General features: G+C 43.1%; 12 protein-coding genes and 1 tRNA gene. 8 read left to right on the top strand and 5 right to left on the bottom strand.

Going from position 1 to position 17,496, the window contains the following annotated elements; genetic code table 11:
* Positions 1 to 9 precede the first annotated feature (9 nt).
* The 3 genes from A587_RS0107160 to rpoS all read left to right on the top strand — a co-directional run bounded on the left by A587_RS0107160 (position 10) and on the right by rpoS (position 2,638).
* The gene (locus A587_RS0107160) at positions 10 to 648 is read left to right on the top strand and encodes a protein-L-isoaspartate(D-aspartate) O-methyltransferase (protein WP_017217023.1); all 639 of its coding nucleotides are present in this window, start codon (positions 10 to 12) and stop codon (positions 646 to 648) included.
* A gap of 124 nt (positions 649 to 772) precedes the next feature.
* Complete coding sequence (locus A587_RS0107155; protein ID WP_017217022.1) at positions 773 to 1,594, top strand: peptidoglycan DD-metalloendopeptidase family protein; 822 nt, start codon at positions 773 to 775, stop codon at positions 1,592 to 1,594.
* A gap of 63 nt (positions 1,595 to 1,657) precedes the next feature.
* Positions 1,658 to 2,638 carry an RNA polymerase sigma factor RpoS gene (gene rpoS / locus A587_RS0107150; RefSeq protein ID WP_017217021.1) on the top strand — a complete coding sequence of 327 codons (981 nt, stop codon included), beginning with the start codon at positions 1,658 to 1,660 and terminating at the stop codon, positions 2,636 to 2,638.
* Positions 2,639 to 2,723: 85 nt separating this feature from the next.
* Here the strand turns inward: rpoS and A587_RS0107145 are convergent, their stop codons facing one another.
* The 3 genes from A587_RS0107145 to pepA all read right to left on the bottom strand — a co-directional run bounded on the left by A587_RS0107145 (position 2,724) and on the right by pepA (position 8,299).
* Positions 2,724 to 5,573, bottom strand: a complete 2,850-nt coding sequence (locus A587_RS0107145) for a valine--tRNA ligase (RefSeq protein ID WP_017217020.1) — start codon at positions 5,571 to 5,573, stop codon at positions 2,724 to 2,726.
* Positions 5,574 to 5,593: 20 nt separating this feature from the next.
* Positions 5,594 to 6,040 (bottom strand): DNA polymerase III subunit chi, encoded by a 447-nt coding sequence (locus tag A587_RS0107140; protein ID WP_010377414.1) that lies wholly within the window; start codon positions 6,038 to 6,040, stop codon positions 5,594 to 5,596.
* Positions 6,041 to 6,787: 747 nt separating this feature from the next.
* Positions 6,788 to 8,299 (bottom strand): leucyl aminopeptidase, encoded by a 1,512-nt coding sequence (gene pepA / locus A587_RS0107135; protein ID WP_017217019.1) that lies wholly within the window; start codon positions 8,297 to 8,299, stop codon positions 6,788 to 6,790.
* A 196-nt stretch (positions 8,300 to 8,495) separates the two neighbouring features.
* Between pepA and lptF the strand changes: the two genes are divergently transcribed.
* The gene (gene lptF / locus A587_RS0107130; protein WP_017217018.1) at positions 8,496 to 9,608 is read left to right on the top strand and encodes an LPS export ABC transporter permease LptF; all 1,113 of its coding nucleotides are present in this window, start codon (positions 8,496 to 8,498) and stop codon (positions 9,606 to 9,608) included.
* Complete coding sequence (gene lptG / locus A587_RS0107125) at positions 9,605 to 10,672, top strand: LPS export ABC transporter permease LptG (RefSeq protein ID WP_017217017.1); 1,068 nt, start codon at positions 9,605 to 9,607, stop codon at positions 10,670 to 10,672. Before lptF ends, lptG begins: the two co-directional genes overlap by 4 nt.
* A 93-nt stretch (positions 10,673 to 10,765) precedes the next feature.
* Here lptG and A587_RS0107120 read toward each other — a convergent pair whose 3' ends face one another.
* Positions 10,766 to 11,263, bottom strand: coding sequence for an RDD family protein (locus A587_RS0107120; RefSeq protein ID WP_017217016.1), 498 nt, complete (start codon positions 11,261 to 11,263; stop codon positions 10,766 to 10,768).
* 317 nt (positions 11,264 to 11,580) lie between these two features.
* Between A587_RS0107120 and A587_RS0107115 the strand changes: the two genes are divergently transcribed.
* The 3 genes from A587_RS0107115 to A587_RS0107105 all read left to right on the top strand — a co-directional run bounded on the left by A587_RS0107115 (position 11,581) and on the right by A587_RS0107105 (position 15,266).
* Positions 11,581 to 11,665: transfer RNA gene (locus A587_RS0107115), tRNA-Leu, on the top strand.
* A gap of 362 nt (positions 11,666 to 12,027) precedes the next feature.
* Positions 12,028 to 13,377, top strand: coding sequence for a diguanylate cyclase domain-containing protein (locus tag A587_RS0107110; RefSeq protein ID WP_017217015.1), 1,350 nt, complete (start codon positions 12,028 to 12,030; stop codon positions 13,375 to 13,377).
* A gap of 86 nt (positions 13,378 to 13,463) precedes the next feature.
* Positions 13,464 to 15,266: a sensor histidine kinase gene (locus A587_RS0107105; protein WP_017217014.1), complete on the top strand. Its 1,803-nt coding sequence runs from the start codon at positions 13,464 to 13,466 to the stop codon at positions 15,264 to 15,266.
* Positions 15,267 to 15,626: 360 nt separating this feature from the next.
* On the opposite strand, the gene A587_RS0107100 is transcribed toward A587_RS0107105, so the two are convergent.
* Complete coding sequence (locus A587_RS0107100) at positions 15,627 to 17,459, bottom strand: DUF885 domain-containing protein (protein ID WP_017217013.1); 1,833 nt, start codon at positions 17,457 to 17,459, stop codon at positions 15,627 to 15,629.
* Positions 17,460 to 17,496 lie beyond the last annotated feature (37 nt).

The raw sequence follows: 17,496 nt of genomic DNA, 5'->3' as shown, positions 1-17,496 counted from the left end.
GAGGCGTATGTGCTGAGTAATTATCAGGGCAGCGCTAATGCGCTAGTGGAACTGCTAAGAAAGCAAGGCGTAGAGGATGAAGTGGTACTCAATGCCATCGCTAACACGCCTAGACATATGTTTGTCGATGAAGTGCTTAAACATAAGTCATATGAAAATACAGCTCTTCCTATCGGACAAGGACAAACGATATCGCAACCTTTTATCGTTGCAAAAATGACCGAAGTATTAAAACAAGTGGGTGTTAAAGGGCGTATTTTGGAAGTGGGTACGGGCTCTGGTTATCAGACCGCCGTACTCGCGCAAGTGTTTGAACAGGTCTTTAGCATTGAACGGATCAAGTCACTGCAGTGGCAAGCGCGCAGAAGGCTGCATTTGCTGGATTTATATAATGTGACGATGAAACATGGAGACGGTTGGAAAGGCTGGGCTTCAAAAGCGCCTTTTGCAGGGATCATTGTTACTGCTGCGGCACAATCTGTTCCAGATGAGTTGTTGGCGCAACTAGAAGATGGCGGTGCTATGGTCATTCCCATTGGAGTTGAAGCGCAAACACTCACCTTGTTTGTTAAACAAGGGGAGCAGTTTATTCGTCACGCCCTCGCACCTGTACGCTTTGTACCTTTAGTCGCTGGCGAAGTCGGTTAATTTTGTAGCTTAAAAAACAACTCCATAAAATATAACTATTTTTTCCAGTTAAATGTGAAAACCAAGCAAAATTAAGTTAGATTGATATGATAGTCGTTGATAGTAGCACTGGAAAATATAAGTAATGCACAAGTCTCAGGTCATCATATCGATTTATTTAAGCGGCCTGCTTGTTGCCTGCTCATCGAATCATACGCCTGCGCCTGTAACAACTTTATACTCTGGTAAGACCACTTCGTCACATAAAATTAATATTAACGGAAGCAGTTACAAAGTAAAAAAAGGCGATACTTTATTTGCAATTGCATTTAGCGCGAACAAAGATGTAAGAACGCTCGCGAAAATCAATAAAATTAAGCCTCCGTACACGATCTACCCCAATCAGCTCATTCGTCTAGAGTATCCCAAAAATAAAAACAAAAAGAACACAAAATACACGAAAGTAAACCACAAGTCTCAGTCTTTAAAACAAAAAAGTAACAAAAGCCCCAAAAAAGAGCTTGATAAGCCAAATCAACGAGAGTATGTTCAAAGACAAGCCACACAAAAATCTAGTAGTACCAAGGCTTTGTATAATAATAAGGTACTGTGGAAATGGCCTGCTGAAGGCAAGGTGACTCGTCACTTCTCTGTTAAAGAGAATGGTTATAAGGGATTGGAGATCTCTAATAAACCGGGTACTTCAGTTAAGGCTGCTGCTGGCGGTGTAGTTGTATATGCAGGGAGTGCGTTGCGTGGGTATGGTAATTTAATCATTCTGAAACATACGGATGATTATCTAAGTGCGTATGCCCACAACGCTAAGTTACTCGTCAGAGAACAGCAAAAAGTTAAAGTTGGGGAAAAAATTGCCGAAATGGGTAGTACAGATGCTTCTAAGACGGCGCTTAGGTTTGAGATCCGTTTTAAAGGTCAAGCTGTAAACCCGGCAAAATACTTGCCATAAAGTAATGCGAGTACTTCGATTGGTTCGAGTACCCTTACTTTTATTCGCTTGGGGAGAATACTTATGGCTCACACTGCAAAATTACCTACAAAATCTACTCCAGAGTTAGACAAGTTCGAAGATGATAATATTGACGAACCGAAAGACGAATTACTTGAAGACCTCGAAGACGACGAAGAAGTTTTTGCCAAAGAAGAAGTGGTTAAAAACTTAGATGCTACTCAACTCTATTTAGGTGAAATTGGATTTTCCCCACTGCTCAGTGCAGAAGAAGAAGTTTACTTTGCGCGTAAAGCGTTAAAGGGGTGCGAAGCCTCACGTAAACGGATGATAGAGAGTAACTTGAGATTAGTGGTTAAAATCGCTCGTCGTTATAACAACCGTGGTTTGGCATTACTTGACCTCATTGAAGAAGGTAACTTAGGCCTGATCCGAGCGGTAGAAAAGTTTGATCCGGAACGTGGATTTAGGTTTTCTACTTATGCAACTTGGTGGATCCGTCAAACCATCGAACGTGCGATCATGAACCAAACTCGTACCATTCGTTTGCCTATTCATGTTGTCAAAGAGCTCAATGTTTACCTACGTACAGCACGTGAATTGACGCAAAAGCTGGATCATGAACCTACCGCAGAAGAAATCGCTGAATGTCTCGACAAACCCGTCGAAGAAGTCAGTAAAATGCTGCGTCTAAACGAAAGGATCACTTCGGTTGATACGCCTATCGGTGGTGAAAATGACAAAGCACTGCTCGATATTATCGCGGATGAAAAGGGCGGTGGTCCGGAAACCGAAGTGCAGAGCAACGATATTAACAAACACATTGTTGATTGGCTTGGAGAGTTAAATCCAAAACAGCGAGAAGTGCTCGCGAGACGCTTTGGTTTGCTTGGTTATGAGCCCTCTACGCTTGAGGATGTTGGCCGCGAAATCGGGCTAACGAGAGAGCGGGTAAGACAAATTCAAGTTGAGGCGTTGAGACGCTTAAAAGACATTTTACAACACGAAGGGTTAAGTACAGATAGCCTGTTCGAACAACAGTAAAACTTTAATCAGTTAATAAAAAAGCCGCAATATGCGGCTTTTTTAATTCTTGCAGTGGTATAAAACCAGCGAAGGTAGAAAGCGATTATAAGCTTTCTATCTTTGCTTTTTGTTCAAGTAGCTTAGTTTTTGCATCGCTAAATTCAGCTAATTTTGCTTTCTCTTTAGCAAGTACTGCTTCAGGTGCGTTACTTACAAACTTTTCGTTTGCGAGTTTCTTTTCAACTTGCTCAAGACCTTTTTCTGCTTTTTCAAGCTGCTTAGCAATACGCGCAAGTTCTGCTTCTACATCAATCAAACCTGCCATTGGGATCATGATTTCAAGGTCACCGATAAACGCAGTCGCACAAGCTGGTGCTTCGTCTTTGCTTGCAAGCAAGTCTACCGTTTCCAATTTTGCTAGAGCGCTTAAGAAAGCTTGGTTTTCTTCTAGACGACGTTTGTCATCTTCGCTTGCACCGGTAAGTAACACGTTTAGCGGCTTGCTTGGACTGATGTCCATTTCACCACGAATGTTACGGATAGCAATAATAAACTGCTTCACCCACTCAAGATCAGCCATCGCTTGCGCATCAACTTTGCTTTCGTCGAATACTGGGAACGCTTCAAGCATAATTGTCTTCGCTTCGACACCTGCAATTGGTGCTACACGTTGCCAAATTGTCTCTGTGATATAAGGCATTAATGGGTGCATCAAACGAAGTAAGCCTTCCAATACAGTGATAAGCGTATGGCGTGTACCACGCTGCTGCGCTTCATTGCCTTTAAATAAAATTGGCTTAGTTAGCTCTAGATACCAGTCACAGAATTGGTTCCATGTGAACTCATAAATAGTGTTTGCCGCAAGGTCAAAGCGATAGTTATCCAAGTGCTCAGAGAACACCTTAACCGTATTTTGGAATTGACCTAAAATCCAACGATCTGCAAGAGAATACACTTTTTCGTTATCGTTGAAGCCACAGTCTTGTTCTTCTGTGTTCATCAATACATAACGGCTAGCATTCCAAAGCTTGTTACAGAAGTTACGGTACCCTTCAAGACGGTTCATATCCCAGTTGATATCACGTCCTGTTGACGCCATTGCTGCAAGAGTGAAACGCAATGCGTCAGTACCGTGTGCTTCAATACCATCGACAAATGTTTTGCGCGTATTCTTTTCGATTTTTGCCGCAAGCTGTGGTTGCATCATGTTGCCAGTACGTTTCGTCACTAGGCTCTCAAGATCGATACCATCAATCATGTCTAGTGGATCTAACACGTTACCTTTTGACTTAGACATCTTATCGCCATTTTCATCGCGAATAAGGCCTGTCACATAAACTGTCTTAAATGGAACTTGAGGTTTACCATCTTCATCTTTGATGAAATGCATGGTCATCATGATCATGCGAGCTACCCAGAAGAAGATAATGTCGAAACCAGTAACCAAGGTATCTGACGGGTGGAATACCTTTAGATCTTCCGTGTTTTCAGGCCAACCTAACGTTGAGAAAGTCCACAGTGCAGAAGAGAACCAAGTGTCTAGTACGTCTTCATCTTGTGTCAGCGTCACATTTGCATCAAGGTTATGGTTTTGACGAACTTCTGCTTCGTCACGACCAACATATACATTACCTTCGCTGTCATACCATGCCGGGATCCTGTGGCCCCACCAAAGCTGACGTGAAATACACCAGTCTTGAACATCACGCATCCAAGAGAAGTACATGTTCTCGTATTGCTTAGGTACAAATTGAATATCACCATCTTCTACCGCTTTTACTGCAGGCTCTGCAAGAGGAGCAACGCGAACATACCACTGATCGGTAAGTAGTGGCTCGATAACTACGCCAGAGCGGTCGCCATAAGGAACGGTTAGACTGTGATCGTCGATTTTCTCAAGTAGACCAAGCTGCTCAAATTCGTCAACGATTTGCTTACGCGCATCGAAACGGTCAAGGCCGTGGAAACGCTCTGGAATTGGTGCATCCATCGCTTCAAGTGGCTTACCATCAAAAGTAAAGCACTCACCCGTATTTAGAACAGCCGCGTCTTTGTTAAACACGTTGATCATTGGCAGCTCATGGCGCTTACCAACTTCGTTATCGTTAAAGTCGTGTGCTGGCGTGATTTTTACGCAGCCCGTGCCTTTTTCCATATCCGCATGTTCATCGGCAACGATAGGAATGCGACGGTTGACGATAGGAAGTAGAATTTCTTTACCAATTAAGTCTTGATAACGTTCATCATCCGGGTTTACTGCAACACCTGTATCACCAAGCATGGTTTCTGGACGAGTGGTTGCTACGATAATGTAGTCTTTACCATCTTTAGTGGTTACGCCATCCGCAAGTGGATAACGTAAATTCCACATATGACCCTGCTTGTCTTTATTCTCAACTTCTAAATCAGAAATTGCAGTGTGTAATTTAGGATCCCAGTTAACTAGACGCTTACCACGGTAGATTAAGTCATCTTGATATAGGCGAACGAATACTTCTTTTACAGCTTCAGACAGGCCGTCATCCATCGTAAAACGTTCTCTATCCCAATCTACAGATGCACCTAAACGGCGTAACTGTTTGGTGATTGTGCCACCTGATTGCTCTTTCCATTCCCAGATTTTATTGATGAATTCGTCACGGCCTAAATCATGGCGTGATTTACCTTCTTCGGCTGCAAGCTTACGCTCAACAACCATCTGAGTGGCGATACCTGCGTGGTCAGTACCCACTTGCCATAGCGTGTTTTTGCCTTTCATACGCTGATAGCGGATCAAAGTGTCCATGATAGTGTCTTGGAACGCGTGGCCCATGTGTAGACTACCTGTGACATTCGGCGGTGGGATCATAATCGAGTATGCGTCACCATTGCCTGATGGCTTAAAGTAGCCATTTGACTCCCAGTCTTGATACAAAGACTGTTCAATATCTTGTGGATTGTAGGTTTTATCCATTACACAGAACCCTAAAAATGCTATTTCTCAATGTCTTCAGTGGAAATTGTTGCGCCAAGTGCACGAAGTTGCTTAAAGCGTTCTCGTGCGGCTTGCTTAGCGCTGGCTTCAACAGGCACAAAATCTATCACCTGTTCAAAGCGACGAATAAAGTCAGGGACGACCCGAGCCAGATTAATGAGCACGGGGCGACGAGCAGCAGGAGGCATTGTGCCAATTTCCACCGGTGCGCCGCCTTTGGGGCCTTCGCCTTGTAAGTTGTGGGGCACAAACCTGTCTGCGTCAAAGCACCAAAGGTGCTCATCGAATAAATGAGCATCGTCAGTATTATCGACGTTAACAAAGATACGGTGTCCAGCTTGATACAAGCTCGCCGCAGTTTGTGCTGCCAGATCAAAATGAGCCGGAACGCTAATCCCCGGCTCATCGTTTTGTTTTAACACGTAAAAGCGCGCTTTGATAGTCATGATAATAATACCAATTGCGAGGAGTACTGAGGTTTGCCACAGGCTCCACAGCTGCTCAATATCTGTAATCTTGTTTACCGTGATAGCGTAGACGAAGAAAATCAGTATGCGCGGCTTAGTTTAAAACTAATTATAGCGCCACTTAAATGCACATAAATAAGCCTGTATTCTGCCATATAAAGGCAATACCATCAATCAAGAAGCAAGAGAAGAAGAATAAAATATGGCAAGTGGTGGGAAGTGCTTGCAGAGGTGGTTTAGTAGCTCTGTAGTCTTAATTTGGCACGGGATATAGTCGCCGGGTAAACCCGCGGCTCCCGCTGCTACGGTTTGGTTTAACCTTGTGCAACTGCGACTTTATGTCGTGGAGTAAATCTGCTGCTACGGTTTGGGTTAATCTTGTGCAACTGCGACTTTATGTCGTGGAGTAAATCTGCTGCTACGGTTTGGGTTAATCTTGTGCAACTGCGACTTTATGTCGTGGAGTAAATCTGCTGCTACGGTTTGGGTTAATCTTGTGCAACTGCGACTTTATGTCGTGGAGTAAATCTGCTGCTACGGTTTGGGTTAACCTTGTGTAGCTGCGACTTTATGTCGTGGGGTAAATCCGCTGCTACGGTTTGGGTTAACCTTTTGCAGCTGCGACTTTAGGTCGCGGGGTAAGTCTGCTGCTACGGTTTGGGTTAACCTTGTGTAGCAGCGACTTTATGTCGCGACTTATGCTTGTTAAGCGTCGCGACTAGACTATTAGTCTTGCTGTGCGTCCGTGATATTGGCGCGGTTAAGTAAATATTGCATCAGCATAGGCACAGGACGACCTGTAGCGCCTTTGTTCTTGCCGCTGCGCCATGCAGTACCTGCGATGTCTAAATGCGCCCAGTTGTACTTTTTAGTAAATTTAGACAAGAAACACGCGGCTGTAATTGTGCCAGCTGCGCGACCACCTAAGTTCGTAAAGTCAGCAAATGGGCTTTCAAGTTGTTCTTGATAATCATCCCAAAGCGGCAGTTGCCAAGCTCTGTCGCCACTTTGCTCTGACGCTTTTAGCAAATCATGGGCAAGCGGGTTATGGTTAGATAAAAGACCTGTTGCATGGCTACCAAGCGCAACAATACATGCCCCCGTTAATGTCGCAACATCGACAACGGTTTCCGGCTCGAATGCTTCAACGTAAGTTAGCGCATCGCACAGTACTAAGCGGCCTTCGGCATCCGTATTGAGTACTTCAACGGTTTGACCGGACATGGTGGTTAAAATATCGCCCGGACGGTAAGCATCGCCCCCTGGCATATTTTCGCAGCCAGCTAATACACCAATCACATTAAGTGGCAGTTGCATTTGCACGACGGCTCGCATTAAGCCAAGTACGCCCGCGGCTCCGCCCATGTCGTATTTCATTTCATCCATCGCTTCGCCAGGCTTGATAGAAATACCACCCGAGTCAAATGTTAATCCTTTACCCACGAATACGATTGGTGCTTGGCCTTCGTCACCACCGTTATAGTGGATAACTGACATCACTGATTCGTTGCGACTACCACGGCCAACTGCTAGGTATGAGTGCATACCCAGCTCTTCCATTTCTTGTTCACCAACAAGGTTTACGGTAACGTTATCAAAGTCTTCAGCCAACAGTTGTGCTTGCTCGCCCAAATAACGAGGGTTACAGATATTTGGTGGCATATTCGCAACATCTTTACATAGCTTACTGCCAGCGGCGATAGCAAGACCGTGCTCAATCGCGCTTTCACCGATTGTTAATTCACGGCGCGTTGGTACGTTAAAGACGATTTTACGTAGCGGGCGTCTAGCCTCACTCTTTTTGCTTTTTAGTTGATTAAAGGTATACAGGCAATCTTGCGTGGTTTCGACCGCTTGGCGAACTTTCCAGTAGGTATCACGACCTTTAACATGTTGCTCAGTCAGAAAACATACCGCTTCCATTGAGCCCGTTTCATTTAACGTATTGATGGTCTTAGAGATAATTTGTTTGTATTGTTTATCGTCGAGCTCTCTTTCCTTACCACACCCCACTAACAAAACGCGTTCGCTGAGTACATTTGGTACATGATGAAGAAGTAGAACTTGTCCTGGTTTGCCTTCAAGATCACCACGTCTGAGTAAATTTGAGATATAGCCTTCGCTTATTTTATCCAGCTGTTCACCAATTGGTGAGAGACGGCGTGGCTCGTATACACCAACAACAATACATGCGCTACGCTGTTTCTCTGGACTACCACTTTTAACGCTGAATTCCATTGCGACTCCTGAGTCTTTGTCATGTCATTTTGAACTTTTTATGCCAACACACTTTCCTACATTAAAGTCATGAATATGCTTTAACCTTAGGTAGGATATTCCGGCGCATTGACATATAATAAAGTGACTAAAATAATCAGTTTACTCAATTTTTCCCACTATTCCAGTGAAACAAGACGTTTTATAGGGACGAACATTGCTTATTTTCCGCTATTTAACGGGTGAAGTGCTAAAATCTCAGGTTGCGGTTTTTCTCACCTTAATGACAATATTTTTGTCACAAAAGTTTGTACTCATTCTGAGCTCAGCGTCTGAAGGGGGTATACCGGGTAAGTTAGTACTTGCTATGCTTGCGTTAAAGCTGCCACAGTTAGCCGGTTATATTTTACCGCTTAGTCTCTTTCTTGGGATCATTTTAGCCTATAGTCGCATTTACGCCGACAGTGAAATGACGGTACTGCGCGCTTGCGGGGTCAGTGAGTGGTATGTCGTTAGGGTGACTTTAGTCTCTAGTGTATTTTTTGCATTACTGGCCGCTTGTGTGAGTATGTATATTGCACCTTGGGCGAGTGAAAAAGAGTATCAATTAAGAGAGCAAGCCGATGCGGAATCGGGACTTTCTACTCTCAGAGCTGGTAGATTTCAGCAAACGGGCAATGAAAAAGCGGTGGTATTTGTTCACGGTATTAGCGAACAAGGCCGCGAATTAGACAAAGTGTTTGTCGCGCAATTGCCTGAGAAGGACTCAAATCAAGCCGCTCGTTTAGTGTATGCGCAAAAAGGTGAAGTGATTGAGCTTGATAGTGGTGAGCAGCAATTACTCCTTCATGAAGGTAAGCGTTACGAGACTGATGGCTTCAGCCAAGCGCTTAATCGCACTGAATTTGGTACTTACCAAGTACAAATTAAAGAACAAGAAATTGAACACCAGCGTCGTAAATTAGAAGCTATTCCAAGTTTGCAGTTACTTGAAATGAATACGCCAGAAGCAAAAGCGCAATTTCAGTTGCGATTATCGGTGCCTATTTCCATTTTGTTACTCACTCTATTGGCAGTGCCACTGAGTGTGGTTAACCCAAGACAAGGCAAGTTTGCTAAGCTCGTGCCAGCAATTACGCTATATTTGGGTTATTTCATTCTACTCAACGCAGGCAAGTTTCTGTTAGCTGAAGAAAAAGTGCCAGCCTCAGTCGGTCTCTGGTGGATCCACTTAAGTGTGCTCTTTATTGGCGTTTACTTAATCGCGAAAGGAAGACCCTTTGGTGTGTGGGTTCGCTCGGTATTTATGAAACGGGAGACGACGGTATGATGAAGACGCTAGATTGGTATTTAGGGCGTAGCATCTTACAAACCACGGGTTTCGCGCTATTAGTTTTTGTGGGGATCAATACGCTTATTAAGTTTATTGAGCAACTACGCTCGGTTGGTCGTGGCAGCTATGATTTACTCGGTGCTATGCTCTATACCATTTACAGCATGCCAAGCGATATCGTCGTATTTTTCCCGATGGCTGCACTGATTGGTGGTTTGATTGGGCTTGGTGCACTTGCCTCAAGCAGTGAACTAATTGTTATGCAAGCGGCTGGGTGGTCGCGTTTTCAAATTATTATGTCGGTGATGAAAACGGCAGTGGTGCTTGCGCTACTGATGATGGCGCTTGGGGAGTGGGGGGCACCAAAAGCGGAGCAAACCGCAAAACGGTTAAAAAACGAAGCAATTTATGGCGGTGAAGTTTACAGCGCTCAGCGTGGTGTGTGGGCGAAAGACGGCGGCAATTTTATTAACATTGGTAATGTTGAAAAAAACGGTAAGCTTAAAGATATCGCAATTTATTATTTCGATGACTCACTAACACTGGCAAAAATCGTACGCGCTCAGTCGGCGCAAAGCATATCTAACGGCTGGCAATTGCAAGACGTGGAAGAAGTACATATCGATCAACAACAAATTACAACGCATTATTCAAAATCAATGCTCTACGAGTCTGAATTAAGTGAAGACAGGTTAGGTGTTGTATCGATAGAGCCAGATGCTTTGTCTTTCACAGGATTATGGTCATTTCTCGCTTATCTAAAGCAAAATGAGCAAGATTCAAGTAGCTATGAACTCGCGCTGTGGCGTAAGGTGATGCAGCCGCTGACGATTGGGGTAATGCTGCTGGTGGCTTTGTCATTTATCTTCGGGCCACTGAGAACGGTGAGCATGGGCGCGCGGATTATTATGGGCGTGGTAACAGGCTTAGCTTTCCATCTGAGTAATGAAATTTTTGGCCCTATCGTGATGGTATATCAAGTTCCACCGGTGGTTGGCGCGTTAATGCCAAGCTTGTTATTTATTGGATTGGCTATCCATCTGTTGAAGAAACAAAATTAACGTTTTTAATTAAGTAAAAATATAGGCCTCATTATGAGGCCTATATTTTTTATGGACATGGCTAATGGAATAGGCTGCTATTTGAAGCTCAGATTAGTCTAAGCTGTTATACACCTTTTTATTTTCCTCTTTGCTCAGTACCACTACCTCAGTACCACACAGCATATCCTGGAGCGATCTTTTCTTTTTAAAGTCTAACAACACTACCAGATTACCCAGTCCAAGTAGCGCGCATAGGCTACGAGCGATTGCTTTTGGCCAAGTTAACAGTGCTCCGTCGGGGGTTTGCACTTTTAGGCGCCATGCGCGCATACCGATAGTTTGACCGCTCTTAGTCCAAAAATAGGCAAAAAACAGCACCGAAACCAACACCAATAACGTGGCTCTAAGTGTATATAAGATAGGATCAGCTTGGATCAGCGCCGATACGTCTTCATGATTGCCAAGTGCGAGCATGTTAAATGAAATTAAGGCATTGATGGTTAGTAAAAATAACACGGTAGTCAGCATTGCGAACGCGACGACCACTAAGCTGTCGTATATAAGTGAAGCCAAGCGACGGCTGAAATTCGCTGGAGCAAAATGTGACATAACAACTCTCATAATTACAAGGTTGCGGAGTATTTTACACATAAACCGATAAAACGTTTACTGAATTACGTTAACTAATGGATTAGTAACATCTTGTCGTTACCGTTTTAGCAGGAATAAAGTTGACTTTAGGGTAATATTTAACTGCTTGTGCACAAATAACAGGCAGTTAACGCCTTATTGCAAAAAAATTACTTGCCGTTCTTAATCGCCTTTGTATAATGCAAAGCATAGAGACGAAGGCAAATAAAAAAAGCCTGAGCTCAAAGTGGTTTTTCTTTATTTTCTCTTGTTTTAGAAGATGAAAGAAAAATTATGCCAGTGTGATGGAATTGGTAGACATGACGGATTCAAAATCCGTTGCCTTCGGGCGTGGCGGTTCAAGTCCGCCCACTGGTACCACTTTTTATAACCCTTGCTTTTTAGCAAGGGTTTTTTTATGCCTGAATTGTAGGTCGAGATTTATCTCGACGAATTGGGCTTTTTATAACCCTTGCTTTTTAGCAGGGGTTTTTTATGCCTGAATTATAGGTCGAGATTTATCTCGACTTATTGGGTTTATCTCGACAAATTGCTTTAAGCGTCACATAACAGGTGCTATTCGCCGTTACAAATCAAGCTACCTCCACGGTTCAACCCATTATTCTAAACTGACAGTTACTTCCTCACAAAACTGGCAGTTTTCGGTAAATTGCCTATGCTTTTGTAATTAAATTGGTTTATTGTAGATTTAAGCAACTAAATTTTACTAGGCAAGCGAGGCGATGAAGGTAACTGTAGAAAAGCAAACCATAGTGCTGTTATCGTTATTTACCATCGTGTTCTGGAGCTTGACTTTCTACGCGGTAAATCTTATTTCTCATTCAATTGTAGTTCAGGAGATCAGTGAAAGGACCGAGATAGTGAGGTCTAACGTATCGCTTGTTCGCGCAAAAATTGAAAATGCCATTTTTATGGATACCTATTTGGCTGAGAGCTTGGCTACTTTTGTTACAATCGATCCTGATTTTGCTATTGAGCATTGGTCGCATGTTGTATCAAAAGCGGTTGAAAAGTCGACGCTAATTCGTCATGTTGGTCTTGCTCCGAATAATATCATTAGTCATGTCTATCCTGTTGAAGAGAATCGAGCAGCTATCGGTTTCGATTTTCGTACTAACCCTGAACAATTTCGCACCGTTGAAATTGCCAGAACCTCTCAAAAGGTGTTTATCGCCGGTCCATTACAGCTAGTGCAAGGCGGTGAAGCCTTGATTGCGAGGTTTCCTGTGTTTTCAGATTATCCGAGGAATGAAAGCTACTGGGGCGCAATTAGTGTAGTTTTAGATTATCAAAAGCTGCTTGAATATAGTGGCATTAACGATTTGGACAGCGCCGTTTTAGCTATTCGAGGTCGAGATGGATTAGGTGAACAGGGGGATGTCTTTTATGGCTCTGCTACCTTGTTTGAAACACCAGATTTAGTCATCCCAATCAATTTACCATCTGGTGAATGGCAGCTTGTGGCTGATTATCAAATAGACGAGAGCACTTATGCAAAAGCAAGACAGCAAGCACAGATTTTGGTGACTGCTGTTGCCTCAATATTATTTCTCTCGTTATTAGTACTCTATCGAGCGTATCACTTAGCACATACTGCCTCGCTGCAAGACGACTTAACTAAGTTGCCCAACCGTCGCTATGCTATTAGGCAACTCAATACGTTACTTGGTCGTTCAGAGCAACCGTCATTTGTGCTGCTTAACCTCGATCTAAATAATTTTAAACAGGTAAACGATAAGTTTGGTCATGAAGTGGGAGATAAGCTGTTGCTTCATGTCTCGTCAATTTTGATGAACTCAGTGCGTGTGTACGATTTTATCGCACGCTTAGGGGGAGACGAGTTTGTTATTATTTTGCACAGAGTGTCAGAGGACGCTTTGGTTAACTCAATTATAAAAAATATTAAGGAGCAGGTTGAAAAAGAACCGCTGCAAGTTGATAGGCACACTATTCAAACGACGGTAAGCGTTGGCTATGCTTTCCCTACAGCAAACCAAGATAGTGTCTCAGAACTCATGGCTCGCGCCGACCACAACATGTATTACGATAAAAATCTGTCGCAACGACAGTGAAACAAAAGTGAGGTTTTGGAAACAAATCAGGAAACCCACTAGAACTATACTAAGCTTACAGAGTATCAATTAAGTGAGAATGTGCCGTGCAGCTAAAGCAGTCAGTTCTATTTTTCAAAATTGCCGCGTTGACTTCTGCGATTGTGATCATTTTCGTCAGCTGGTTCTTGTATTACGAAGTGAGTCGTAGTGCCCGTCTTACCGCACAACTTACTCAATTGCAAACCGCTCTACAACGAACCATGGATCAAGAAGAGCATATTCTTATTCGAGCACAAAAAGATGATGTTTCTGCCATCCCACAATTAAAGTACAGCTATCAGGATAGCTTTAGTAACTTACTTAATTCTATGGCCAATGAAGAGGCCTTGCTGCCGTTGCTATTACAACTCGATGAACTGTCAAAAGCCTACTTTGGTAAACTAGATGAACTTATCCGCTTACATGAGCAGCTCGGCTATGACGAAAATGCAGGCATTTATGGTGAGTTCAGACGTAGCGCTCATGCTTTACAGGATCGAATTTCTGGTAAGGCTATGCCTCAGTTGGAAATTGCCATATTGGAATTAAGGCGTCGAGAAAAAGACTTTTTGTTAAGAGCTGACTTAAGTTATTTGCAGCAGCATGAACAAATCGTCATGCATGCTGAGCAACTAATCAAAGACAATGCGCTCAGTGAAGAGATAAACAACTTGCTTAAACGTTATGACGCGGGTTTTGCAAGCTATGTTGCTATTTTGAGAAAGCTAGGTTTGCACGATGGTGAAGGTGTTCGTGCGGAGCTATTCACCGAGAAGCAAAAATTAAGAAGCCAGTTTGAAATAGTATCAATCCGTACCCAAGCTGTTACACAAGAACGTAAAGAAAGTATTATTCTATATGGTCTTATTCTAATTGTGCTGATGAATATTGCCGTGCTTATCTTACTTAATTATCAAAATAGCAAAGTCACACGGCATATACTGGCTATCAATAAAGTACTCGTAAAAGTAGCTAAGCTTGAAGACTTTAGCTTAAGGGTGAATATTGACGGTAACGATGAGATTGCACAAATAGCTCATCAACTTGATGACCTATTAGCATTTATTGAAACCTTGCTTGCGCGCCTGAGCGCAGCGCAGCAACGCTTGATCGAAGAAGCCAAAATGGCGAGCTTAGGAAATATGGTGAGTGGCTTTGCTCATGAGCTTAATACACCGCTTGGTGTTGCTATTACAAGCCAATCGCATTTAAAAGAGCAAGTCGCTACACTAAAGTCACAACTCGAACTTGGTAAGTTACAGCGGCAAACCTTGACCACACTAATTACTGAGGCAGAAGCTGCGCTATATTTATTAGAAAATAACCTCCACCGCACAGCTTCGCTGGTAGATGATTTTAAGCTCGTGGCGGTGAATCGAGAGTTTGAAGAAAAGAGTACGTTCAACCTTAAGCATTTAGTTAAAAATGTCTTTGATTGCTACCAATCAGAATTAAACCAAGAAGACTATGCCATTGAACTCGAAATCCCCGAAAACTTAACTTTAATCAGTTACCCATCGGTGTTTAGCCAAGTTGTTGGGTACAGTATTAACAACTGCATCAAGCACGCCAAGATTGACGGGCAAAAGCTCAATATTGTGGTATCTACCGTGTTAATTAATGATTATATCCATTTTTATTTTAAAGATGACGGCGCGGGAATAGATAAAGAATTATTGCCTGCTATCTTTGAGCCTTTCGTTACGTCAAAGCGTTTTTCGGGGGGGACAGGGCTTGGCTTGAGTATTGTGTATAACTTAGTAACGCAGAAGCTGAAGGGTGAAATCAAAATGCAAAGCCCAGCGCATGGTGGTGCCTGCTTGCACATTATTTTAACTGGAACAGAGTTTAATTTTACAGAAGAGTAAGTAATACCAATCAGTCTTAATACTTGCTCAATTTGAAGGAGCAAATCTGATGCTAACTGCGTTAAAAATTTATTATTTAGAACAACTAAATAGCAAAATATTTTCCTTGCCTACATGGATGTAGGTACCTTGGCGATAGCAGGATACGGTAGCGGTGTTATCGACAAGATTTTCTTGCCTCAAAATAGGCCGCTTAATTAAGATAATTGGTATAACCGGGGCGCGGAATAACAACTCGCTCTCTAGCGGCCATTATTTCTTATACCGATTTGCTTCTCTGAATACAGCTTATGTAAGTGAAGTAAAAAAGCCAGCATGACTGATCATGCTGGCTTTTATTTGGTTCATTGGCAGTAGGTATTAGCCTTTTTTGCTCGCTACCCACTCATCAACAAATGATTCAAGCACGTTTAGTGGAACTGGGCCATTTTTCAGTACGACGTCGTGGAACTCACGAATATCAAACTTATCGCCTAGTTCTTTCTTAGCGGCTTCACGAAGTTCTAAGATCTTCAACATCCCCACTTTATACGCTGTAGCTTGTGAAGGCATAACAATATGGCGCTCTACCATCTTCACTGCGTCTGACTTAGCATTAGGTGTATTATTTACGTAGTAATCAATACCTTCTTGACGTGTCCACTTCATTGCATGGATCCCCGTGTCTACTACTAAACGGCACGCACGCCATAATTCCATCGATAAGCGACCAAAATCTGAATAAGGGTCTTCGTATAAACCCATTTCTTTTGGTACAAGCTCAGAATATAAGCCCCAACCTTCGATGTATGCAGTGTAGCCACCAAACTTACGGAATTTAGGCATATCTTCTAGCTCTTGAGCAATCGCGATCTGCATGTGGTGACCCGGAATACCTTCGTGATAAGCCAAGGCTTCCATTTGGTAAGTTGGCATCGCTTCCATGTCGTAAAGGTTTGCATAGTAAACACCAGGACGTGAGCCGTCAGGCGCAGGTTGCTGGTAGAAAGCTTTACCAGCAGATTTTTCGCGGAATGCCTCGACGCGTTTTACTATCATGTCCGCTTTTGGCTTAACGATAAACAGCTCATCCAAGCGTGACTTCATATTATCGATCATCGCTTTGGCTTCGGCTAAATATTGTGCCTTACCAGCTTCTGTATTTGGAAGGTAAAACTGCTTGTCGGTTTTCATGAACTCCATAAAGGCTTTTAAATCGCCTTTGAAGCCCACTTTCTCTTTGATTGCTCGCATTTCGTCATGAATACGCGCCACTTCAGATAAACCGATTTCATGAATTTCTTCAGCGCTTAATGCTGTGGTTGTCGTACGTGCTAGGGCGTTATTATAAAACTTTTCGCCGTTAGGGAACTTCCATGCACCATCACGATTGTCTGCTTTTTTCTCAAGTTTATGTAGGTAGCCAATCAACTTGTTATAAGCAGGTTTTACTGCTGTTGTTAGCGCGTCTGTTGCTTCTTTTACCAGCGCTGATTTCTCATCTTCACTGATTTCAAGTGTTGCTACTTTGCGTTTGAAATCAGCCAGTAATGTTGAGTCGTCACCCGCAGCAAATGGTGCACCTTTGATGATATTTTCACTTGATTCAATGACGTGAGGGAAAACGAATTTCGGTGCAATAATGCCTTTGTCCGCACGCGCTTTTAAGTCAATGATGAGCTGTTCAAATACAGCCGGTACACCGTTTAAACGTGAGATATACGCTTTGGCATCTTTCACATCGGTAATTTGGTGCTGGTTGATTAAAAATGCAGGCACCATTGAGTGTGTACCATACATCTGATTTACCGGATATGAGTGGTAACGCCATTTAAAATCTGCAATGGTGTTTTCAAGACCTTGTTTGAATAAGTCGTAGCTCACTTGCGTATTGGCATCTAGCTTACTGCGGTCAATTGCATTAAGTGCAGCTAAGTCTTGTTTCGTCAGTTCAAGATCTTCAAGTTGGCGCGCTTCGCTGCCGTCATCCCACTTGTCGTAGTCTTGTTTGATACCCATATAAGTTTGGTAAACTGGGCTACGCATTACGCCACGGGTAAACGACGCTTCAAAAAGTGCGTTTGCCTTTTCTACTTCACTTTTTACGACTTGTTGTTCAGCTTTTGGAGCAGGTGCTGGAGAGTGTGTGGTTTGTTGACAGCCAGCAAAAAGCGCGACGCTTACCGCTGCTGCTAAAATGGTTAATTTACGCATTTTATACCCTTTTATTATATGTTGCCGAATGGCGGTT

Origin of the sequence: Pseudoalteromonas sp. NJ631 (assembly GCF_000276645.1) — a bacterium.
In the GTDB taxonomy this organism is placed as follows: Bacteria; Pseudomonadota; Gammaproteobacteria; order Enterobacterales; family Alteromonadaceae; genus Pseudoalteromonas; species Pseudoalteromonas piscicida.
Note: the sequence above shows the minus strand (reverse complement) of the source record. Positions and strands in the feature narration are given on the sequence as shown.